At 61.6% G+C, this 21,806-nt stretch carries 21 protein-coding genes; 13 read left to right on the top strand and 8 right to left on the bottom strand.

The window, feature by feature from the left end:
• Nucleotides 1–158: 158 nt before the first annotated feature.
• Nucleotides 159–1,403 (bottom strand): acyl-CoA dehydrogenase, encoded by a 1,245-nt coding sequence (locus P1T08_07215; GenBank protein MDF1595870.1) that lies wholly within the window; start codon nt 1,401–1,403, stop codon nt 159–161.
• Nucleotides 1,404–1,664: 261 nt separating this feature from the next.
• Here P1T08_07215 and P1T08_07210 point away from each other — a divergent pair, with 261 nt between their 5' ends.
• The 7 genes from P1T08_07210 (at nt 1,665) to P1T08_07180 (ending at nt 8,994) form a co-directional block, all read left to right on the top strand.
• The gene (locus P1T08_07210; GenBank protein MDF1595869.1) at nt 1,665–2,693 is read left to right on the top strand and encodes a LacI family DNA-binding transcriptional regulator; all 1,029 of its coding nucleotides are present in this window, start codon (nt 1,665–1,667) and stop codon (nt 2,691–2,693) included.
• 393 nt (nt 2,694–3,086) lie between these two features.
• Nucleotides 3,087–3,872, top strand: coding sequence for a 3-oxoacyl-ACP reductase FabG (locus P1T08_07205; GenBank protein MDF1595868.1), 786 nt, complete (start codon nt 3,087–3,089; stop codon nt 3,870–3,872).
• Between the two features lie 13 nt (nt 3,873–3,885).
• Nucleotides 3,886–5,448, top strand: coding sequence for a 3-oxoacid CoA-transferase (locus tag P1T08_07200; protein MDF1595867.1), 1,563 nt, complete (start codon nt 3,886–3,888; stop codon nt 5,446–5,448).
• The gene (locus P1T08_07195) at nt 5,445–6,221 is read left to right on the top strand and encodes an enoyl-CoA hydratase-related protein (protein MDF1595866.1); all 777 of its coding nucleotides are present in this window, start codon (nt 5,445–5,447) and stop codon (nt 6,219–6,221) included. Before P1T08_07200 ends, P1T08_07195 begins: the two co-directional genes overlap by 4 nt.
• 11 nt (nt 6,222–6,232) lie before the next feature.
• Nucleotides 6,233–7,069: a shikimate dehydrogenase gene (locus tag P1T08_07190; GenBank protein ID MDF1595865.1), complete on the top strand. Its 837-nt coding sequence runs from the start codon at nt 6,233–6,235 to the stop codon at nt 7,067–7,069.
• 111 nt (nt 7,070–7,180) lie between these two features.
• Complete coding sequence (locus tag P1T08_07185; GenBank protein MDF1595864.1) at nt 7,181–7,849, top strand: bifunctional 4-hydroxy-2-oxoglutarate aldolase/2-dehydro-3-deoxy-phosphogluconate aldolase; 669 nt, start codon at nt 7,181–7,183, stop codon at nt 7,847–7,849.
• A 44-nt stretch (nt 7,850–7,893) separates the two neighbouring features.
• Nucleotides 7,894–8,994, top strand: coding sequence for a sugar kinase (locus P1T08_07180; GenBank protein ID MDF1595863.1), 1,101 nt, complete (start codon nt 7,894–7,896; stop codon nt 8,992–8,994).
• 24 nt (nt 8,995–9,018) lie between these two features.
• On the opposite strand, the gene P1T08_07175 is transcribed toward P1T08_07180, so the two are convergent.
• The 5 genes from P1T08_07175 to P1T08_07155 all read right to left on the bottom strand — a co-directional run bounded on the left by P1T08_07175 (nt 9,019) and on the right by P1T08_07155 (nt 13,955).
• Nucleotides 9,019–10,056, bottom strand: a complete 1,038-nt coding sequence (locus tag P1T08_07175; protein ID MDF1595862.1) for a branched-chain amino acid ABC transporter permease — start codon at nt 10,054–10,056, stop codon at nt 9,019–9,021.
• Nucleotides 10,053–10,952 carry a branched-chain amino acid ABC transporter permease gene (locus tag P1T08_07170; protein ID MDF1595861.1) on the bottom strand — a complete coding sequence of 300 codons (900 nt, stop codon included), beginning with the start codon at nt 10,950–10,952 and terminating at the stop codon, nt 10,053–10,055. Before P1T08_07170 ends, P1T08_07175 begins: the two co-directional genes overlap by 4 nt.
• Nucleotides 10,949–11,689, bottom strand: a complete 741-nt coding sequence (locus tag P1T08_07165) for an ABC transporter ATP-binding protein (GenBank protein ID MDF1595860.1) — start codon at nt 11,687–11,689, stop codon at nt 10,949–10,951. Before P1T08_07165 ends, P1T08_07170 begins: the two co-directional genes overlap by 4 nt.
• Before the next feature lies 1 nt (nt 11,690).
• Nucleotides 11,691–12,419 carry an ABC transporter ATP-binding protein gene (locus tag P1T08_07160; GenBank protein MDF1595859.1) on the bottom strand — a complete coding sequence of 243 codons (729 nt, stop codon included), beginning with the start codon at nt 12,417–12,419 and terminating at the stop codon, nt 11,691–11,693.
• Nucleotides 12,420–12,581: 162 nt separating this feature from the next.
• Entirely contained in the window at nt 12,582–13,955 is a 1,374-nt protein-coding gene (locus P1T08_07155) for an amino acid ABC transporter substrate-binding protein (GenBank protein ID MDF1595858.1), read from the bottom strand.
• A 269-nt stretch (nt 13,956–14,224) separates the two neighbouring features.
• On the opposite strand from P1T08_07155, the gene P1T08_07150 reads away from it, so the two are divergent.
• From P1T08_07150 to P1T08_07125, 6 genes are all read left to right on the top strand, one after another.
• Entirely contained in the window at nt 14,225–15,631 is a 1,407-nt protein-coding gene (locus P1T08_07150) for an NADH:flavin oxidoreductase (protein ID MDF1595857.1), read from the top strand.
• An 85-nt stretch (nt 15,632–15,716) separates the two neighbouring features.
• Entirely contained in the window at nt 15,717–17,108 is a 1,392-nt protein-coding gene (locus tag P1T08_07145; protein ID MDF1595856.1) for a glycoside hydrolase family 88 protein, read from the top strand.
• Complete coding sequence (locus tag P1T08_07140) at nt 17,105–17,875, top strand: 3-ketoacyl-ACP reductase (GenBank protein MDF1595855.1); 771 nt, start codon at nt 17,105–17,107, stop codon at nt 17,873–17,875. Before P1T08_07145 ends, P1T08_07140 begins: the two co-directional genes overlap by 4 nt.
• Before the next feature lie 130 nt (nt 17,876–18,005).
• Entirely contained in the window at nt 18,006–18,428 is a 423-nt protein-coding gene (locus P1T08_07135; GenBank protein ID MDF1595854.1) for a DMT family transporter, read from the top strand.
• On the top strand, nt 18,421–18,888 hold the full coding sequence (locus P1T08_07130; protein ID MDF1595853.1) for an EamA family transporter: 468 nt from the start codon (nt 18,421–18,423) through the stop codon (nt 18,886–18,888). Before P1T08_07135 ends, P1T08_07130 begins: the two co-directional genes overlap by 8 nt.
• An 88-nt stretch (nt 18,889–18,976) precedes the next feature.
• Nucleotides 18,977–19,816, top strand: a complete 840-nt coding sequence (locus P1T08_07125; protein MDF1595852.1) for a sulfurtransferase — start codon at nt 18,977–18,979, stop codon at nt 19,814–19,816.
• Nucleotides 19,817–19,962: 146 nt separating this feature from the next.
• Here P1T08_07125 and P1T08_07120 read toward each other — a convergent pair whose 3' ends face one another.
• A complete protein-coding gene (locus tag P1T08_07120; protein MDF1595851.1) occupies nt 19,963–20,772 on the bottom strand; it encodes a sugar phosphate isomerase/epimerase in 810 nt (269 codons plus the stop codon).
• Nucleotides 20,773–20,810: 38 nt separating this feature from the next.
• The gene (gene iolN, locus P1T08_07115; protein ID MDF1595850.1) at nt 20,811–21,788 is read right to left on the bottom strand and encodes a 3-dehydro-scyllo-inosose hydrolase; all 978 of its coding nucleotides are present in this window, start codon (nt 21,786–21,788) and stop codon (nt 20,811–20,813) included.
• Nucleotides 21,789–21,806 lie beyond the last annotated feature (18 nt).

The raw sequence follows: 21,806 nt of genomic DNA, 5'->3' as shown, positions 1-21,806 counted from the left end.
CAGAGCCCTCCTCTACGCCGGAAAACCCAACTGGAATCTACTCGCCACCATCACACCCCGCTGAAATCCGATGAGCCCGAAAACTCCCGTTCTGGCGTCAGAAAGCGCGCAATTCTGGCGGGTTTCTGACGCCAGAACGTAGATTTCGTCGGCGACCCTCATTCGGGGCCCGCGTAGGCTCCTGCCGTTTCTGGAAACATCATCTTGATGATCTTGAAGGCCGAAACGTCAACGGTGGCATCCATGTGCAGGAAGACCGCCGCGTCGCGGAAGTACTTCTCGATGCCGAGTTCGATCATCGCTCCATGACCACCGTGGATCTCCAGAGCTTGCTTGCACACCTCGAAGACTTCTTCCGAGGCAAACACCTTTACCTCGTTGCAGAGTCGGTCGGCGTCCGGTGTACTCAGATCGACCGCTCGCGCCGCATGCCGAAGCAGCGCCTTGACGGCATCCAATTTGATTGCCATCTGGGCGAGCCTGACGGCAACGGCCTGGTGCTTGATGAGGACCTTCCCACCCTGGACATGTTGTTGAACGAAGGTGGCGGTGTCCTCGAACGCGGCAACGCCTGTACCGAGGTTCTTGGCAGCCTGCAGGATCTTGCCGGGCCGGAAGTACACGCCGGCCTTGCCGAGGGCGTCGTCGCGGACGAGCAGGTGATCCTCCGGCACCCGGCAATCCTCGAAGACGATCTCCCCGTTGTTCATGTAGCGGCCACCGATCGTCTCGTTGCAGCGAGTCACGATCAACCCCGGCGTATCCCTCGGCACGAGGAAGCTGCTCGTGCCCTGCTGCATGCCGACGGTCGGGTTGGTGTTGGCGTACACGACGTAGAGCGATGCGTCGTACCCGTTGCTGATGTAGTGCTTGCGGCCGTTGATGGTCCAGGAACCATCCTCGAGTGTTGCCCGTGTATCCATGTTCGCTTCAGGCACGTTGTACGGCAGCCAGCGATCGGATGCGCCTTTTGGCTCCGTCAGGCAGTGGGCCATGAGGAACGCCGGATCGTCCATGTAGCGGGGGAACCACTCGTCTTGAAGGTGTTCGGGAGCGATGTTCCGCAGCAAAACCGAGACCTTCCAGTTCTGAGCTAGTTTGTCGGCCAGGCCTGCATCTCCTCGCCCGATCTCCGTGGCGATGAGAGCGAACGTCTGTGCCTCCGTACCGGCTTCGAGGTCGACACCTCCGTACCTAGCCGGAACGCCCAGGGAGCGGAGTCCGGCCGCGTCTGCTTCTTCGAGGATCTCCTTCGGGAGCCTCGCCTCCGGATCGAAGAGCCACTCGCGCTCCCGGTTGCCGCGAATGAACGGAATCACGATCCGATCGACGTAGTCGCGGCTCGTCTGCTGCATGAGTCGCTGTTCCATTGAAAGATCCAGCGTTTCCAAGGTCATGCTCATGTCCAACTCCTTCAGGGTCGTGGTCGTCCGGTCAAACGGTTTGGTGTGCTCCAGAGCCGGCGGTCGGAAGGTGGTGACCTCCAGAAGCCTGCGGGCGGCAGGTTCAGATCGGAACTCAGGCTTGTCTCTAGGCGCGGAGCGAAAGGCACGGATACCCAACAATCGTTTGGCACAAAGGTAGCCGGGAGGGGGTCGGCGCGGCGCCGAATGGCCTGGAAATCTGGTCTGTTCCGGGTTGTTCTCCTGGCTACAATGGTTTGCATGACTCTCGCTCAAACTGTGACGCTGCGCGACGTGGCCGAGAAGGCCGGGGTTCATCCGTCCACGGCCTCTCGAGCGCTCAATGCACGGTCACGTACCCTGGTCAACGATCAAACCGTCGTCCGGGTGCTGGAAGCCGCGCGTGTTCTGGGATATCGACCAAACGCGCTCGCCAGGGGTCTCAAAACCAACCAAACCTTCACAGTGGGAATGCTTCTGCCCGACCTCACCAACCCCTTGTTTCCGCCGATCGTTAGGGGGGTGGAGGACACGCTCGGTGCAGCCGACTACACCGTCATTCTCGGCAACACCGACAACGACACGGACAAAGAGGTAGCAATCCTCGGAACGATGCTCAACCGGCGCGTCGACGCGTTGATCGTGGCCAGTGCCCGCCGGTCGGCGTCGCATCTTGCCGAGCTGGGAGAGAGCGGGTTGCCGGTGGTGCTGGTCAACCGCTCGAGCGATCACTCTGGGCTGCCCTCTGTATCGGGCGACGATCACGCCGGGATCGGGTTGGCGGTCCGGCATCTGGCTTCGCTCGGACATCGGAAGATCGCTCATGTCGGCGGCCCTCAAGACATCTCAACCGGCCTGGCGCGCTACCAGAGTTTCGTCAGCTGGATGCAAAGCGAGGGTTTGGAAGCAGATCCCCGGTTGATCGTGTTCTCGGAATGGTTTCACCAAGCCCCAGGAGCTGTAGCTACCGTCGAATTGCTCGACCGAGGGATTGAGTTCACGGCGATCGTGGCCGCCAACGATTTGCTGGCAATTGGATGCTACGACGTTCTGGGCGAGCGGGGCATGCGGGTGCCGGACGATGTCTCCGTGATCGGATACAACGACATGCCCTTCTCGGACAAGCTGAACCCCCCACTCACCACGATCCACATTCCGCACTACATGATTGGTGTGCGCTCTGCCGAGCTGGCACTGGGGTTGATTGCCGAACGTGATGTGGGAGGGCAGTCCCTCCGACTCACGCCCACTCTCGTCGAGCGTGCCTCGACGGCCAGGATTTCGACGTAGCCTGCGTGACGACCAAATCCCAATAGTGCGCGCACCCGATCGGTTTCGCTCTCATCAGGCACGGATGCTTATACCACAGGACTCAGCGTCGAGTGAGTCCAGAACCTGGCAGATACCGGGCCGCGAGGTCGACGCTCTCTGCGCTGCTGCAAAGGAGGCTGAGGTCTACGTTGTGACGGGATGGTGCGAGAAGCCTCCGGGGACCTTCGGCACTTGTACAACACCCTCTCTCATAGAACCAGATGGCTCGATCCTGGGAAAGCACCAGACGCTGGTTCCTACCGCCTGCGAGCGCCGGGCATATCGACTGGACGGCTCGGACACGTTCGGATCTGGCAGATTTCGGACCGATCAGCGGATTGATCAGACGGGACCTTGTACAATCCAACAGGCGTGAGCGAGCGAACCAGCAACCATCTGCCGGGAATTCACAGTCTGACCGGAAAGGTTGTGCTGGTGACAGGTAGCAGTCGCGGCATCGGTGCCGCTATCGCCCGGGGGGCCGCCGGCGCCGGCGCCGACGTTGCCATCGGCTACCGAGAGCTTGCCGACGCGGCCGCCGCGGTGGTGGAGAGTATCCAGGAGATGGGTCGCAACGCGGCAGCCTTCCAGGCCGATGTCTCAGACCCTTCCGAATCGAAACGGATGATCGCCGAAGTCGAAGACTCGTTCGGGAGGATCGATGGGCTCGTCAACAACGCCGGCATCATGCCTTCGAGTCCCCTCCTCGAGATGAGCGACGAGGAATGGGATTCTGTTCTGCGGACCAACCTGTTTGGCCCGTTCTACTGCTCCCGCGCCGCGCTGCCCGGCATGGTGCAACGTGGAAGCGGTTCGATCGTCATGATCTCCTCGCGGCTCGGCCAAATGGGCTGGCCGGAACTCGCCCACTACTCGGCGGCCAAGGCCGGACTCCTGGGCCTGACCAAGTCGATGGCCAGGGAGTTCGGTCCGCAAGGTATCCGGGTTAATGCCGTCGCCCCCGGGTTCACCATCACCGACATGACCCGCGACCTGGTTGATACCGAATCAGGGCGTCGCCGCCTCGCCGAGCTTCCTTCGCGCCGGTTTCCGGAGCCTGAAGACGTGGCGGCGGCTGTGCTGTTTCTGCTCTCCGACGCGGCTGCCCTGTTTCACGGGCAAGCGCTGAACCCCAACGGCGGCGGGTTCATGCAGTGATCAGGACTGCGACTTGAAGCTCGTCACAGCCGAGGAGGCCGCCCGGCTCATTCCCGACGGCGCCACCGTGATCGTCGGCGGTTCGGGAGCGGGACACGCAGTTCCGCAGCGGTTCATTGATGCATTGGAGACCGTCTACCGCGCCGAGGGTAGGCCGAGAGACCTCACCACCGTCAGGGTGGTCGGCATCGGCGATTTCGCCGAGCGCGGGTTCTCACAGCTCGCCATTCCGGGCCTCATGCGCCGCACCATCGGATCGAATATCGGCAACGAACCCCGACTCGCCGAGCTGGTGGCCGCGGGGGCAATAGAGGGGTACTCGTTCCCACAAGGCGTCCTATCACAGCTGTGTCGCGACATTGCCGCCGGACGACCCGGCCTCGTGACCAAGATCGGGCTCCACACATACGTCGACCCTCGCCAGACCGGCGGCAAACAGGGTTCGGCTTACGAAGATCTAGTCGAGGTCGTCGAGCTTGCGGGGGAGGAGTGGCTCCTCTTCCGCTCGTTTCCGATTGATGTCGCGGTGATCAGGGGATCCACCATTGACGAGGATGGAAATCTCACCCTCGACAAGGAAGCCATCAATGGAGAGATGCTCCCCATGGCGATGGCGGCCCACAACTCGCGGGGCATAGTCATCGCCCAGGCGCAGGAAATCGTGCCGGGCGGGACCCTTATTCCGCGTCGCGTGCAGATTCCGGGCGCGCTAGTCGACTACGCCTTCCTCGATCCGGATCAAACCCAGACATATCTCACCGACTACTCCCCATATTTCGCAGGAGGCGCCCGCCGGGATCAGGTTTCCGACCAGCGACCGGTACCCCTCGACGTACGCAAGGTCATTGCTCGACGATCTCTTCTCGAGTTCGGGAAGGGTCAGGTGGTGAACCTCGGGTTCGGAATCAGCCAGAACATCGGCGCAATCGCTCAGGAAGAGAAGGTCGCCGATCTGCTGGTGTTGACCGTTGAGCAGGGAGTCTTTGGTGGTGTCCCGGCATCCGGAAATGACGGTGGGGCCGGGTTCAACTATCAAGCGTTGATCGACCAACCGTACATGTTCGACTTCTACGATGGCGGCGGAATCGACGTCGCCAGCCTTTCGTTCGCTGAGGTCGACGCCGCCGGGAACGTCAACGTACACGCCTTTGGCGAGCGGTTACGCGGACCGGGTGGTTTCCCCAACATCAGTCAAGGCGCCCGCAAGGTGTGCTTCGTTGGAACACTCACGACCGGAGGGATGAAGGCGGAGGTGGAAGACGGCCGGATCGAGATTTCGGCCGAAGGCACCGTCCAACGGTTCGTCGATCGGGTTCAGGAGATCAGCTTCAGCGGTCCGGCCGCGTCCGAACGCGGTCAAGAGGTCCGTTACATCACGGAACGGGCGGTCTTCGCCCTCCTCGACGGCACAGTGACATTGATTGAGATCGCAGAGGGCATCGATCCGGAGTCGGATGTCATCGCCCACATGGGTTTCCGCCCGGCAATCTCACCCACTCTGAGCCACATCGATCCGGCAGTTTTCGCCGCCGGTACGATGGGTTTGTTTCAGCGCCTCACCGGGGAGAACCAGTGACCGAAGATCTGATCGTCGTTGAGCCCGGGGTCATTGGCACCATCTGGTTGAACAACCCACCGCTCAACCTCGTTTCCAAGGAAGTCACTGCGGCACTCAGCGACGCCCTGCACCGCATCGCAGCCGACGGCAAAGTCCGGGCAGTTGTACTGGCCGGCACCGGTGATCGAGCCTTCTCGGCTGGTTCCGACGTGAAGGAGTTCCCGTCGCTCCAGGGTCGTGTCGGCGAAGGGAAGTTGATCGAGGAGAACGCCGTCTACAACCAACTGGCCGATCTGCCGGTGCCAACGGTCGCAGCTATCGAAGGCAATGCGCTTGGGGGCGGACTCGAGCTGGCTCTGTGCTGTGATCTGCGGGTGGCCTCGAGAGCGGCACTTCTCGGCATGCCGGAGGTCAGGCTTGGGGTGATGCCGGGCTCCGGCGGGACCCAGCGACTACCGCGACTCATCGGATTGGCGCGCGCCAAGGAACTGATCCTGCTCGGTGAAATTATCGACGCCGATACTGCGCTCGAGTTCGGGTTGGTCAATCGGGTGGTGCCGGACGGTCAAGCCGAAGCCGTTGCACGAGAACTCGCCGAGACGATGGCTGCCCGCGGCCCGGTGGCAGTCCGCGAAGCCAAGGCAGCGCTCAATACCACCCTCGACGGATCACTTGCTGAGGGTCAGGCGATAGAACTGGCGGCCAGTGAACGGGTCTTCTCCTCCGAGGATATGTTGGAAGGGGCGGCCGCGTTCATCGAGAAGCGGCCGGCCGAGTTCAGGAACCGATGAGGAGTGATCGCGTGACACGGTTAGTTGCTCTGATCGGACATCCACTCAAACGGCGCCACTCCGAGATCATGCACAACGCGGCTTTCCAGCATTATTCAATCGATGCCAGGTATGAGCTGCGCGAAATAGAGCCCGGTGAAGTGCCGGGCTTCGTCGAAGAGACACGCGGCGACGCCTGGTTCGGGTTTCAGGTAACCGCTCCCTACAAGCGGTTGGTGATGGAACACCTCGACACGATCGAGGAAGGCGCCCGGCAGATTGGCGCCGTCAACAGCGTCCTCCGTCGAGAAGACGGCACTTTGGTTGGGTTCAATACCGACGCCCCTGGTTTCCAGCAAGCGGCCGAGTCGGCCCTCGAGATTCAGTTCTCAGGTCTCCGGGCGGCAGTGGCCGGTGCTGGGGGTGCGGCCAGGGCAGTGGTAAATGCGTTGGTGACGGCGGGTATCGACTCGGTGGTCATCTGCGATCTCGTCGCTTCGAGAGCCACCGACCTCGCCGCAGCCTACGGGGACACGGTGCAAGCTGTAGGTATCGGCGGCGAATTCGAGGACGCACTCGGTCAGGTAGATCTGGCAGTGCACGCGACAACGGTCGGGATGATCGAACCCGGAGTTGCCTTCGACGTGGCGGCACTCCCCGGTGCGGCAGTGGTGTTCGATCTCGTCTACAACCCGCCGGAATCTGAACTGCTGCGCCGGGCCCGGGCTCGTGGGTTGTCGGCCTCCAACGGATTGGGGATGCTCGTTGCTCAGGCCGAGATAGCCTTTGCGCGCTGGACCGGGGTGTCGGGCTCTGGTCCGATTATGCGCGCGGCCCTGACCTCCGGACCCCTCTCGCAACCGGCATAGTTGAAGGCAGCAGAGAGCGTTTCGGTGTTGGATTTGATCTAGCCCACCTCGCTAAGGTCAGCGTGTCCCGCCCGGGGTGGGCATTCATCAATCAGGATGGTCGGAGACAAGATGGCGAGATTCTCGAGGCTCACGGTGCTCAACACGATGATCGAGGTTGGGCTAGTACCCGTATTCAACCACGGAGACATCGACACGGCTCGGTCGATCGTCGACGCATTGAGCCGCGGTGGTGCCCGGCTTATCGAGTTCACGAATCGGGGCGATCACGCTTTCGAAGTGTTCTCTGAGCTGGAGCGACATTGCGCCGAGCAGCATCCGCAGGTCATCCTCGGCGTTGGTTCGGTGGTCGATGACGTGACCGCCGGAATGTACGTCAACCTTGGGGCCAGCTTCGTGGTTGGCCCGATCCTCGACCGTCGCGTGGCGGAGGTGTGCAACCGGCGGAAGGTTGCCTACTCACCGGGGTGCGCATCGCCGACCGAAATCGCCCTCGCTCACGAACTCGGTTGTGAAATCGTGAAGATATTCCCCGGCGGCTTGGTGGGAGGCCCCGCTTTCGTCAAGGCGGTCCTCGCACCTTGTCCATGGGCTCTCCTCATGCCCACGGGCGGCGTCGACGTCACGGAAGAGTCACTAGCCGCGTGGTTCGGTGCGGGGGTCCCGTGTGTAGGCATAGGCTCCAAACTGGTCAGCAAGGACCTCGTTGAGGCAGGCGATTGGAGCGCTCTTGAACAGCGAACCACCGATGTCATCGCAACGATTTCGAGTCTCCGTTAGACCGGATCGGGAGAATTGGGGCCACCGGGAGTAGGAGAGAACCCATGCCAGCACTGGAGTTGAAAGGTCGGGATGAGTGCCGCTGGGATGCCGCCGCGCTCGGTGAGGTCATGTTGCGATTCGACCCTGGTTCGGGAAGGGTGCGGACCGCCCGGTCGTTCAGCGTCTGGGAAGGGGGAGGCGAGTACAACGTGGCGCGCGCGTTGCGCAAGTGCTTTGGCCTCCGCACTGCTCTGGTCAGCGCCCTGGTGGACAACGAGGTCGGGCATCTGGTGGAGGATCTCATCCTCACCGGCGGAGTGGACGTTTCGCATCTGAAATGGGTGCCCTACGACGGGCTCGGTCGTACGTCACGGGTTGGTCTCAACTTCACCGAAAGGGGTTATGGGATCAGGCCTGCCCTCGGGACCTCGGATCGCGGGCACACCGCCGCCTCACAACTGCAACCGGGGGATATCGACTGGAACCGGCTGTTCGGTCAGGAAGGGGTGCGGTGGTTTCACACCGGCGGGATCTTCGCGGCGTTGTCTGCCTCGACCCCCGAAGTTGTCATCGAGGCGATCACGGCGGCCAAGCAACATGGGACGGTGGTTTCGTACGATCTCAACTACCGGCCTTCGTTGTGGGAGTCACACGGCGGAAGCGACCGGGCCATCGAGGTCAATCGAGCCATCGCTCCGATGGTCGACGTGATGATTGGCAACGAGGAGGACTTCACCGCCTCGCTCGGATTCGCCGTTGAGGGCGTCGACGGATCACTTTCAAAACTCGACCCCACTGCCTTCGGTCGGATGATTGCGTCGGTGGTTGACCAATACCCCAACTTCAAGGTGGTCGCCACCACTCTGCGCAATGCCAAGACCGCCACGCTCAACGACTGGTCCGCAGTGCTCTACGCCGATGGCGAGCTTCATGTCGCACGTCAACGCGAGAACCTGGAGATCTACGACCGGGTCGGCGGGGGTGACGGGTTTGCGTCCGGCATGGCGTTCGCGTTTCTGGCCGGCAAGACTCCTGCGGAAGCGGTCGACTACGGAGCCACCCACGGAGCCCTCGCAATGACGACCCCGGGAGACACGTCGATGGTCACCCTGGCTGAAGTCGAACGAGCTATTGGGGCCTCCGGGGCACGGGTGATCCGTTGACCGATTGAATCCCGGCCGGAACCATCAATCCCAGTCGAGAAATGCCGGTAGCCAGCTCCTCTTGCGAAGCGTTCCCACGATGCCGAGCGGGAAGAACAACAAGACGGCCACCAGCAGGCCACCTTGAATTACGATATTGAGCTCAGTGGCTCCGAAGACAATGAGCGAGAGCTCATTGATGGCGTAGATGAGGACCGCACCGACCACAGGCCCGGCGATCGTGCCCTTTCCGCCAATGATGGCCATCAGAACCATCTGCGCTGAGATCGCCACCGTGAAGAACACGGTCGGCCGCACGAATGCGATCGAGTATCCATAGATCGCCCCGACGACTCCTACCCAGAACGCGCTGATGGCGAACGCTGAGATCTTGTAGCTACGGGTGGGAACCCCGGCGACCTCGGCTTTGACCTCGTCCTCGGCGATCGCCCGCAGACCCATGCCGAACTTCGAGTGCGCCACTCGATAGGACAGCCACACCGACCCCATCGCGGCTACGAGCATCGCATAGTAGAACGGGGTGCGCAGCCATTCCTGAGAGAAGGGCGGAGAGGGCAGAGGGAGGCCGGCTGTGCCGCCCAGGTATTCGATGTTGTCAAACAAGAGAAGGAACATGAACAACAGCGCGATGGTAGAGATGATGAAGGCCGGGCCACGGGTCCTCAAGGTGATGAATCCGGCAAGGAAGCCGAGCGCCACTGCCGTCAGACCTCCGAGGGCTGCAGTCAGGAACGGGCTGATGTTGTGGTAGTAGAGCAAGACGCCGGCTACGTAGCCGCCCACGCCCATGAACACGCTGTGGCCCAGAGAGATGTATCCGGCGAACCCGCCGAGTATGTTCCAACTCGACGCCATTGCCACCCACATGAAGACCAACGCGCCAAGTGTCATGATGTAGCTGTAAGAGCTGATCATCGGGCGGAACAACGGCAAGGCGAACAGGGCGATGAGCAGCCCCGCCAACACGTACCAGCGATAGCGGGCCGGACCCGGCGGGGGCTGAACTCTCCCGGGCTCGGGAACTGGGTCTTCTGGACTTGCTGCAGCCCGGTCTTCGATCATACCGCCAACTCCTTGCCGAACAATCCGCGCGGCCGGACGAGCAGAATCAGGAACAGCGCCAGATAAAAGGTCATCGGACCCCAGGTAGCACCGATCTGATCAACTACGAATGAACTGGCCACGCCGAGTCCCAGAGCTCCAATGACGGCTCCCTTGATGCTCCCCATGCCACCCAGTACAACCAGCGCCAACAGGACCGCCACCCATTGCCAATGACGGAAGGGGAAGAACGGGAAGAGGTAGCTCATCAGGGCTCCGGAGCCTCCTCCGAGGGCGGCCGACAAGCCAAAGGAGATCGCAGACACCCGGCGCACGTTTACGCCAACGATCTGGGCGGCGGCCCGGTTCTGCATCGTGGCGCGAATGGCATAGCCCGTCTGGCTGTAGCGCAGAAATGCCCACAGCCCGATCAGCAAGACGAGGCTCGTCATCAATGCATAGAGCTGGCCCTTCGGGATGAAGAGGATGTCACCATCCGGCAAGAACAAGCCGTCGACGATGAACGAATCGGTGGCGTACCCGGGGCTCGCTTTGCGATAGATACCGGTAAAGGCAAACCCGAGGAGGCCTTCGATGGTGAGTGCAATACCAAAGGTGAGTAACACGGTCATTTCGGTATATCTGGCCGTTCCTTCGATCCTCCTGAACAGGACCTGATAGACGGCTACGCCGAATAGGAACATCACAGGTATGACGAACAAAACAGATACAAGTGGATCGATGCCGAGCTGCTCCCAGGCGAAGAATGAGATGTAGGCGGCGCCGATGATGAACACGGCGTGGGCGAGGTTGACGATCCGCATTACGCCAAAGGCGAGAGTCAGACCGGCCGCCATGAGGGCGTAGACACCGCCCAGCAGTAGCCCGAGGATCGCAACCTGAATCACATGCGTCATTTCGCTTCTCCGGCGCCCGCTGCTTTTCCGAGGTATAGCTCTCGGATCCGGGGGTCCTCGAGAATCCCTTCTGCCGGGCCTTCGAAGCGGACGATGCCCAGGTCGAGAACTACACCCCAATCGGCGAGTTCGAGCCCGCGCTGGGCGTTTTGCTCGACGATCACCACGGTGATTCCCAGGCTCTCCAACTCTCTGACTTGAGCGAAGATCTGCTCAACCACCTGGGGTGCCAGCCCGAGAGTAGGTTCGTCGAGCATCAGGAGGATGGGGTCGATCATGAGGGCTCGGCCCATTGCCAGCATCTGCTGCTGCCCGCCGGAGAGCTTGCCGGCGTCCTGGCCCGCTCGTTCCTCGAGAATAGAGAACATCTCGAACACCCGCTTCATCCGCTGTCGAATGAGAGCCCGGTCTTTGACCAGATAGCCGCCCATTATCAGGTTCTCGCGCACAGTCATCTCGGGGAATAGCGCCTGATCCTGGGGGACGAAGCACACTCCGGTGGCCAGAATTTGATCAGGCCTTCGCCTTGCCAGCGATTCGCCCCGAAAAACGACGTCGCCCGACCGCGGGGGAAGCAGACCGGCGATCACCTTGAGCAGCGTTGATTTGCCGGCACCGTTTGGGCCGATGATGCAATACGACTTCGCTTCTTCGACTTTGAGCGACAGACCCTGAAGGATGTTCGGTCCGGCTCCGTAGCCGGCATCGACGTTCGTGATCTCGAGAATGGGTGGCATGTCACGCCATCCCTAAATAGGCGTCGAGCACCCGGCCGTCATTCTGCACTTCTTCGGGTGTCCCATGGATCAGGACCTCTCCATGGGCCATCACGATCACAGAGTCGCTCAGATCCATGACGAGGTCCATGTTGTGCTCCACAATGAAGAAGGTCAGACCCTGCCCGTTCAATTGGCGGACTCGGTCCACCATTCTCTCCAATAGAGCCGGATTCACTCCTCCGGCCGGCTCGTCCAGCATGACGAGGCGCGGGTTGGACATGAGAACTGCTGAGAATTCGAGCAGTTTGCGCTGTCCGTACGACAGCAACTCCGCTCGCGAGTAGGCGTATTGCTCAATCCCAACGAATTCGAGCAGGCTGAGGGCTCGTTCGATCTCGGAATCCAGCATCCGCGAACCGATGATCCCCCGCAGATTGTCGGTCGAAGACCCGACGACCATGTTTTCGAGCACCGTCATGTCATCGAGGGCTCTGGTGACCTGGAACGTCCGACCAATGCCCAGCCGGGTGAGCTTGTGAGGCATCTTGTTGGTGATGTTGGCGCCTTCGAACTTCACCGAGCCGGAATCAGCTTTGATGACGTTGTTGATGAGGTTGAACGTGGTGGTTTTGCCAGCGCCGTTCGGTCCGATCAGGGAGGTTATCGTGCCTTCTTCAATGTCGAAGCTGCAGTCGTTGACGGCTCGAATGCCGCCGAAACTCTTGTCCAAACCTCGTGCTTGAAGCATCACACCCACGAATGTCCTCCGACACTCGTCTTGCCTTGACACGCGCTCACGCGTGAACCTCCAGATTCCTCGAGAGATGGGTCCCCATGGCCTCTTCGAAGAGTTGGGGATGGGGCACCGGCTGGGCCGATGCCCCATCCTGCGTCATTTGTCAATGCCGGCCTAGAAAGCCGGCTTCGGGTAGATGAGATCAACTGTGCCCTCGAACTCACCCACCGGGAAGACGAACTTGAGGTCGCCGCCCTGCCACTGCACCATGATCAGTGAGCGGTCAACCGGCAGGCCGCGCTCGTCCCACACGAAGTCGCCGAGAACGGTTCGGACCGGATCGCTCGCCGTTCGGGCGTGCATCCATTCAGCCATCGCGACGTTGTCGGTCGATCCGACTCCGATGATGGCCTGTTCGATGCCCTGGCAGAGCGCGAACGGAATGGCCTCATCCTCGTCCGGGGCTCGCCCAAACGATGCGGTGAAACCTTCGATGAAGTCCTGGTTGGTGAAGGTCTCTCCGCCGATGATCCCTTCCCAGTTGGCGAGCGGGTGCCAGGAAGCGTGAATGGTCACGCCCTGGGCCGAATCTCCGAGAGTCTCAATGAACTCGGATTGCGCGCCCTGGGACATCCAGATCAGCTGCGGGTTGTACTGCACCGTCTTGAGAGCATCGACGAGCGAAATGGCTTCGTCCGGCGACGCGGTGGCTGCGAACACCATGTCCGCTCCGCTGTTCTTCATGGAGTTGGCCAGAGTCAGCCAATCGGTGAACGGAACCGGCCACTGCTCAACGAATACGGCCTCGATGCCGGCCGGCTCCAGGTAACCTTCGACCTGCACAACGACATCCGAGTCAGGAATGGCGACCTCACCACCAACCAGCCCCTTGACAATCGCGTCTGCGAAGAAGTCATCGGCGTGGACGATGGCAACGGTAGTGGGCTTCGGATCGATGATGCCCTGGTCGGTGTAGTACTCGATCATCGAGACCGGCGAGTAGCCGATCAACTCGGCGGCGTTCTGCTGGAAGTAGAAGATGTTTTGGAATCCTCGCTCCCAGATTCGAAGAGCGCCACCCGATGGGATCGGGTACACCATGTTGGCCTGATTAGCGACGGTTGAAGCTGGGAAGGTGAGCAAGCTGGAGAACGTTCCGAGCAACGCATCGGCGTTCTCGACGTCGATGTGACGCTGCACCTGCGAAACGGCTATTTCTGGGTCGGATCGATTGTCCTCGACGATCAGCTCGACCTCTCGTCCGAGAAGCCCGCCGCGTGCATTGATTTCCTCAACGCAGTACTTGTAGCCGTCGGCATGCTTGCTGCCCGGGATGGCGAAGTCGCCGGTAAGCGGCAACGAGGCGGCGAACACGATCGGATCTTCCGAAGGAGCGGTGCCGGCCGTGGTATCCGTGGCGGTGCCGGCCGTGGTATCCGTGGCGGTGCCGGCCGTGGTCGTCGTGGTCGTGTCTTCGCTGCTCCCGCAGGCAGCAACCACCATTGCCATCACCATCAAGACGGTCAGGAATCTCGTGCGTCGAACCATGCGCTACCTCCACAATGAGCGGGTATGACTGCAGGTAGGCTACGGATCGCCCACACCAAATGCAAACGATTGATCTACCCAGAATCGCCCCCTACGATCGCAGTCGACAAACGATTGCAAGGGCAGAAGTGGGACCCGGGTTCTCGCCCGCCAGTCGGCAGTCGTGGACGAGAGCTACTCTTCCCCGGGATTGCAGCCGGCCGGGTTGAGAAGGCGGCTCCTCAAGAAAGCGACGTGAAATGGCGACCTCGCGGAGACGGTTCACTCAGGTGAAGAAGATCGGTACGCCTGAAGCAATGAGTGAGTATCTGGCGGAACGAGACATCGATCTTCAGCTGGACACCACAGTGGAACCCGCCCCGAACGGGCCACTGGCAAAGCCGATGGCCATCGGGCAACGGCTGCGGGCCGACAACCGATTCGCAATCCTCCCGATGGAGGGTTGGGACGCCACAACCGACGGGATGACGACCCCCGATCTCGAGCGCCGCTGGCTGCGCTTCGGCGCCTCCGGGGCGGGCCTGGTGTGGGGTGAAGCCACCTCCGTTGTTCCTGAGGGCCGGGCGAATCCAAACCAGCTGATGATCAATGAGAGGACGGCCGAGTCCCTGGGCAGACTGCGCAGCCGGATGGCCGCCGCACGTGCCCGGGACTTTGATGGAGCGGACCTCGTCACCGGCTTGCAGCTGACCCATAGCGGTAGATGGTCTCGCCCGTTCGGTGAGCCCCTTCCGCGGATCGCCTACCGGCAGACTCAACTCGATGGACGAGTCCCCGTTTCCGATGCCTCTGTCCTCAGCGATGGCGAATTGGATGAGTTGGTCGGCGTCTACGTCCAGGCGGGAGTCCTGGCCGCCGACGCCGGCTTTGATTTCGTGGACATCAAGCACTGCCACGGATATCTCCTCCACGAACTGCTCAGCGCCAGAACCAGATCCGGTAGATACGGCGGGTCATTCGAAGGACGCACCAGGGTCCTACGCTCTGTCGTGAAACAGCTGAGAGCCCAACGGCCGAACCTCACCATCGCAGTCAGGCTGAGCGCAGTCGACCCAGGGCCATACATCGAGGGTCCCGATGGAGTCGGTTTCCCGCAGCCGCTCGACGAGCCCGGATTCGTCTTCGGTCCCGACGAAGACGGGAATCCGCTAGGCGAAACTCATCAGTTCCTCGACCTCTGCGCCGAGCTCGGGGTGGCGATGGTTTGCGTCACGATCGGAAGTCCCTACTACAACCCGCATGTCATCAGACCTGCCTACCACCCGGCGCTCGATGGCTACCTGCCGCCCCGCGAGCCGCTCGCCGAGGTTGCCTATCACGTCGAAACCACTGCTGCTTTGGCGAGGGCGCACCCCGATCTGGTGTTGGTGGGCAGTGGATACAGCTACCTGCAGGAACTGCTCCCCCACGCGGCTCAATACCAGGTGCGAACCGGAGGAGTCGGCTTGGTGGGCTTGGGCAGGATGGCTCTCAGCTACCCGCACCTCCCCGCTGATGTCTTGGCCGGGCACGAACTGGAACCAAAACTCATTTGCCGAACCTTTAGCGATTGCACGACCGGACCTCGCATCGGGTTGGCCTCAGGGTGCTACCCGCTCGACGATCACTACAAGAAGAGCGAAGCCCGGGTCGTAATCGCAGCCGCCAAGAAAACCAAGCGAGCCAAGACCGGTTGATTCACGTGCCTCTCCACCAATCGCCCCGAGCCGGAGTGCTAGCTTCGCACCAGAAGCGGGTGGCCGTTGAGATTCGGAGTGCGTTTTGATCAAGATTGACACCGCCATCGAACCGGCGTCGGTCGGCCCGGATCTCAAGAGATTGTGGGACATGGCCGGTCCCAAGGTCAAGCGGCTGTGCCGCCGGGATTCACCTGACAACGCAACGCCGGTGTACACAGTTGAAGGTCGATACACCGCCAGAGGTTGGACCGAGTGGACCCAAGGTTTTCTCTACGGTGAAGCCATCCTGCAGTTCGATGCGACCGGCGACCAAGAAGCTCTTGATCTCGGCCGGCGCCTCACCCGTGACCATATGGCCCCGCACCTGACGCATGCAGGCGTCCACGACCACGGCTTCAACAACGTCAGCACCTACGGGAACCTCAGGCGGCTGATGCTCGAGGATCGGACTCCCTTTGACGCGTGGGAGTTGGCGTTCTACGAGGATGCGCTGCGAGTGAGCGGAGCCGTGCAGGCGATGCGCTGGACCAGAACTGCCGAGGGCGGTGGCTTCATTCACTCGTTCAACGGCCCCCACTCCCTGTTCTGTGACACGATCCGCTCGATTCGTTCCCTTGTTTTGGCCCACCGCCTGGGGCACCGCCTGCTGGGCGAGAACGACGAGTCCATTTCGCTGCTCGAGCGCGGGATCCAGCATGCGGCCACCACGGCCAGATACAACGTGTTCTACGGTGAAGGTCGCGATACTTTCGACGTCCGGGGTCGGGTGGCCCATGAGACGCTGTTCAACGTCAACGACGGCAACTATCGGGCCCCCAGCACCCAACAGGGATATTCGCCCTTTACTACGTGGACTCGCGGCCTCGCTTGGGTCATGTCCGGATACCCCGAACTGCTCGAGTTCCTCGACACCGTCGCAGACGCGGAGCTGGAACCGGTCGGCGGGAGGGAAGCAGTTCGTTCGATGATGATCGCCGCGGCCACCGCTTCCTGTGACTTCTACATCGAGCACACCCCGATCGACGGTGTGCCTTACTGGGATACAGGAGCACCCGGCCTGGCGTCGATGGGCGCCTACCTCGACCGGCCGGCCGAACCGCACAACCCACATGAACCGGTCGACAGTTCGGCGGGGGCCATCGCCGCCCAGGGTTTGCTGAGGCTCGGCAACTATCTCACCGCCGCCGGAGCTTCCTCGGGAGTCCGGTACACGAAGGCGGGCCTGACGGTCATGCGGACCCTACTCTCCGACGGTTACTTGAGTCTCGATCCCGAGCATGAAGGCTTGCTCCTCCACGGCGTGTACCACCGACCGAACGGCTGGGACCACGCTCCGGACGACACCCACGTTCCATCCGGCGAATCGGTGCTGTGGGGTGATTACCACCTCATGGAGGCAGCCCTCTACGTGCAACGACTCATCGAAGGTGATCCCTACCTCACCTTCTTCGGTCCGATCGAGGGGATCTCGTGACCCCCCGCACTGCCCTCGTGACCGGTGGTTCCCGCGGCATCGGGCTCGGTATCGCCAGGAGACTCCTCACCGACGGCTACCAGGTGGTTATCAATGGTCTGCGTGCCGTGGAAGCTATCGCCGAAACGCTCGAGGAACTGTCACGCTTCGGGGAGGCTGCCTACGTGGCAGCTGATGTTGGAATGGCGGATGGGCGCAGCCACCTCGTTGCCGAGACGCTGAAGGCTGTCGGACGCCTCGATGTGCTGGTCAACAATGCGGGGATCACATCGCCGGGACGCAAGGACCTCCTGGAGGTTTCGGAGGAAGACCTTGATACGGTGCTCGCCGTCAACCTCAAGGGACCGTTCCTGCTCACCCAATCCCTGGCGAGACACATGATTCAAGAGCATGAGGCCGACTCGTCGTTCCGCGGACGGATCGTGAACATCACTTCGATCAGCGCAGCAGTTGTTTCGCCCAACCGAGGTGAGTATTGCATCAGCAAGGCGGGCCTCTCGATGACGACGTTACTGTGGGCTACTCGGCTCGCCGACCACGGGATCGAGGTCTACGAAGTGCGGCCCGGGGTCATCGAAACCGATATGACCGCTCCCGTTGCCGGGAAATATGAGGCGTTGATCGAAGCCGGGCTCACGTTGGATCGGCGCTTCGGGACGCCAGAGGACGTGGCTGCGGCGGTCGCGACGCTGGTGGGCGGCGACCTGCCGTACGCGACCGGCCAGATCTTGACTATCGACGGCGGGCTGACCGTCTCGAGACTCTGAGAGGATCCGTGTTGGAACCCGGATGGGAGTTTCGCGAGCGGTCCGTGACGCAGTTGTTCGGTGATCCCGAACTGGCCCGGCTTTGCCTGGATGGCCAGACCGACAGTTCTCTCTGGACTTGGACCTGCCGATGAGCGGCATCTACTGGGCAACCGCGGCGGGGATTGGTTTCGGCGTCTTCCAGACCTTGCACCGGCGAGCCGGTCGCGGAGTCGACCGCTTCCTGGCTACCTTCATTTTGTTGACGGTCAGCGCACTGGTGCTCTTTGGTGCGGTCGCAGTCATGGGCGACCTGGATGTGTTGGGTGATGCCCCGCTGATGGCGTTCGTGAACTTCTCTCTCGCCGGCGTTATCCACTTCTCACTCGGTTGGACCTTCCTCACCTTCAGCCAGCGGCGGATTGGCGCAGCTCGAACTGGGGCGCTGATCGGTACTAGTCCTCTCTTCGGGACGGTGATCGCAGCCGTTGCGTTGGGTGAGGTTTTGAGCTTCCCGGCAATGATGGGGGTGGCGCTCGTAGTGATCGGCGTCTTCTTGATATCCAATGGATGAATCGGGCGGAGCCCTGACCCGATGGGCGGGTGGCACTCTGTTTGGGTTGCTCACCGCGTTGTGTTGGTCGCTCAGTCCGGTGTTTGTGCGGCGCGGACTGGACGAGGTCCCTTTTCCGGTAGTGGGTGTGGCGATCGGTATGACCGCCAGCATGCTGGCGTATTTGCCGGTGGTGTGGATTCGGCGCGGCAAGCTAGGCCTGGCCACCGCGAATCGGGGCGATCTGGGATTGCAGTTTGTTGTCGGCCTTCTTACCGGGTTCTCGATCGCGGCCAACTGGATTGCCTTGAGCCTGATTACCGTGGCTGCCGTCTTGTCGATCGGGAGGTTGGCGGTGATCGTCGTCTTGATCTTGTCCCCGATCGTGGTTGGTCAGCACCTCGAGCGGGTTACTCCGCGCATCTGGCTCGGAGGTATGTTCATAGTGGGAGGCTCAATCCTCCTGGCTTTCTACGGGTGAGGAGGGTCACCGACATGGCCGCAGCTCGCAAAGAACCAGCCGTTTCGACCCGGACACGGCAGTCCGGCCGTTGTGGGATAACCCTCTGATGGTCGACCCGCTGGTTTCGCCCGAGTGGTTGCTCGATCGGGTCGGGGGTCCCGACGTGGCGGTGCTGGAAGTGTCTTTCTACCAACCCGACAAGGCCGCCTACTTCTCCGGCCATATCGACGGAGCTCACTACGTCTATTGGAAAGACCTGCTCTGGCATGAACTAGATCGGGAGTTCGCCAGCCCGGCGGTGTTGGCGGAACGCCTCGGAGCGTTCGGAGTGGGGGATGACACGACCCTGGTGCTGGTAGGTGATCCAATCCAGTTTGCTACCTACGCCTATTGGGTGCTGGCCATGGCTGGATTCGAAGAACGAACGGCCGTGCTGGATGGTGGACACGAGATCTGGGCAACGCGTGGGTTCCCTCAGACTGATGATCGCCCGGTGGTCGCGCCGCGGACAGTCACGCCTGGTCGGGCTGACGATACCTGTCGGATAGGACGCCAAGGTGTATTGGCCGGTCTCGAAGATCCGCGCCGGGTGCTCATCGACCTGCGCTCGGCTGAGGAGTTCTCCGGGGAGCGAGTGGCGCCCCTCACGGCCCCCTTCGATCACGGCGCGGAGCGCCGTGGCCACATACCCGGAGCTCGCCACCTTCCCCGGGAACAACTCCTCACTGAAGAGGGAACGTTCAAAGCACCCGACGAATTGTGGGCCGAATTCCGGAAGGTCGGGGTCTCAGACGAACACGAGGTTGTCACCTCTTGTCGCTTGAGTCATCGGGCCTCTCTCGGATGGTTTGTGCTCACCCGCTTGCTCGGACGAGACCGCGTTCGCGTATACGACGGTTCGTGGACCGAGTGGGGATCGATCGTCGGATATCCCATCGAGCGGTAGGGAGCCGGCCGGCTCACTCGAACGGTCGTCAGGCGCGGTAGGGATTCAGATATCCCGGCTCACCGGGGTTCCTGAGATGTTCCTCGATTTCAGCCTGAGAGAAGAGGGCTACGTCTTCGATCTAAGGCGTCGTTCCTGGTGGAGCGTCATAGGTTTCTGAAGAATTCGATCGCCTGTTGGGCGGCGGTTCGGCTGTCGGGATGAGGCAATATCTCGGCTGAGAGGTAGCCGGAATAGTCGAGCTCCCGCAGCACCCCTGCCAGAACCCGGAAGTCAACGTGACCTTGCCCCGCCGCCAGCCGGTTGCTGTCGGTGAACTGCGTGTGCAGGATCAGCTTCCCGGCCGATCGCAACGACTCGGCCAATGAAACCTCTTCGATATTCATGTGGAAGGTGTCGGGCAGAATGCCTACGTTGCTTAGACCGACATTGCCAACGAACTGCAGGGTTTCCCTGATTGTGTTTAGGTAATTGGTTTCGTATCGGTTGATGGGTTCAACCGCCAGAGAGACGTTGAGTGTGAGTGCATACTCGGCATAGCGTCGGACGGCTTCCAGTGCCCGGCGATACTGATCGACTCGTTCGCCATCTGATCCGGACAGCGTCCCGCGGACGCCGCCGATTACAACGAGTGCCTCCCAGGGGGCAGCCAGGTCGATGATGCGGCGCATCCGTTGCTCGAGCAATGTTTGAATCCCCGGATCGTCGGCGGTCAGCGACCACCCGTCCGAGTAGAAGGATTGTCCTGTCGCTATCGCCGAGACTCGAATGTCCCGCCGGCGGGCTTCGGCATCACATGACACAACCGCCGGATCGGCCGGGTCGCGGACGCTCATCTCGATTGCGTCGTACCCAAGATCGGCGGCGGCATCGAGCGCCCCTTTCCAATCCCCGGCGAAGAGCAGCGGGGCAAACTCGGCCGGGGTGGGCGAGATTGCCATGCTGGTTCTGAACATGAACCTCAATCTATTCCTGATCCGCCGGCGACCCCGACTTACGGCGGATAGGCGAACGTGTAAAGATGCCGGCCGCCCGGCTCCAGTGGGCCCTTGAGCACCGCTTCAACGTCCTCCCGGGGCCGCATACTCACCTGTTCGATCGGCGGCAGCTTCCCGGGCGGATACATCTCCATGATGTCATTGACCAGTCGCTCGAGATAGTCGAGGATCGCATTCACGCCACCCCTCGCCTTCTCCGGATCGGCCAGGGTGGCGTCACCAACGGTGCCCTCCGGAGTGGCTACCACCTCGAGCGGTGAACCACCAACCTGCTGCCAGAACGGCAGCGGCGCCTCCGCCAGGGGAAGAGCCGAACCCGACTTGTTGATGTGTCCGGGAGGCAGCAACGGAGTGAACGACGTCTTCTGCGCGTGTTTGATGTCGATGAACTCAGGGAAGAGAGCCATCGCAAACGAAGCTTCGCACTCGTCGCCGTGGATGAACGGAGTCTCGAACGGTCCTCCGTGTTCTTTGTCGCGGAGGTGCTCCGGGATCACGAACCACCAGTTGACGTTGACCAGAATGCAGGGCACCTGATACTTCTTGCCGAACTGGTGCATTGCGGCCGGGATCACGTAGTCCTGGCCGTGGCCGTTCAGGAGAATCTGTTTGCGAAAACCGGCATTCCAGAACCCGGCGATGACCGCTCGCAGGTAGGCATTGAAGGTCTCCTCAGGGATGACGATGTTGCCGGGCATGCCCAGGTGATGGAAGGGATGGGACCCGTACCAGATGGGTTCTGCCACTGTGCACCCGGTCTTGGCCGCGATCTGCTCTGCCTGCCGGGTGACGAGGAATGTGTCCTCGCCTGGATTCTGAGCCAGACCGTGATTCTCGCTGCTCCCGATGGGGATGATGATCAGATCGTTCTCTTTCAGCCGATCTTCGATCTGCTTCCCCGTCATGGTCTGGTAGTAGATGCCCGATGGGCGTTCCATGTGGCCGCCATCCGGGGGGATCTGCCACTTACTCATGACCACTGTCCTCCTTGT

The organism is Acidimicrobiia bacterium (assembly GCA_029210695.1).
GTDB lineage: Bacteria > Actinomycetota > Acidimicrobiia > Spongiisociales > JAHEDJ01 > JAHEDJ01.
Note: the sequence above shows the minus strand (reverse complement) of the source record. Positions and strands in the feature narration are given on the sequence as shown.